General features: G+C 30.4%; 1 pseudogene. It reads left to right on the top strand.

Features of this window, described 5'->3' with window-relative positions:
* Window positions 1-726 (top strand): annotated as a pseudogene (locus JVV30_RS13100) (type VII secretion protein EsaA); the annotation flags it as partial.

The following is a 726-nucleotide window of genomic DNA, read 5'->3' on the forward strand; positions in this document are numbered from 1 at the left end:
GCATCGAAAATATCACTACAGTATAAAACAGCTGTAGGACAAAAAGAAGAAGTAGCTAAAAACACAGAAAAAGTTGTAAGTAATGTACTTAACGACTTTAACAAAAACTTGGTCGAAATTTATTTAACAAGCATCATTGATAATTTACATAATGCACAAAAAAATGTTGGCGCTATTATGACGCGTGAACATGGTGTGAATAGTAAATTCTCGAATTACTTATTAAATCCAATTAACGACTTCCCGGAATTATTTACAGATACGCTTGTAAATTCAATTTCTGCAAACAAAGATATTACAAAATGGTTCCAAACATACAATAAATCATTATTGAGTGCGAATTCAGATACGCTCAGAGTGAACACTGATTATAATGTNNATTGAAAAACAAAATTCATTATTTGACGAGCACAATACAGCGATGGATAAAATGTTACAAGATTATAAATCGCAAAAAGATAGCGTGGAACTTGATAACTATATCAATGCATTAAAACAGATGGACAGCCAAATTGATCAACAATCAAGTATGCAAGATACAGGTAAAGAAGAATATAAACAAACTGTTAAAGAAAACTTAGATAAATTAAGAGAAATCATTCAATCACAAGAGTCACCATTTTCAAAAGGTATGATTGAAGACTACCGTAAGCAATTAACAGAATCACTACAAGATGAACTTGCAAATAACAAAGACTTACAAGATGCGCTAAATAGCATTAAAAT

The organism is Staphylococcus sp. GDY8P47P (assembly GCF_016892225.1).
Classification (GTDB): Bacteria; Bacillota; Bacilli; order Staphylococcales; family Staphylococcaceae; genus Staphylococcus; species Staphylococcus borealis.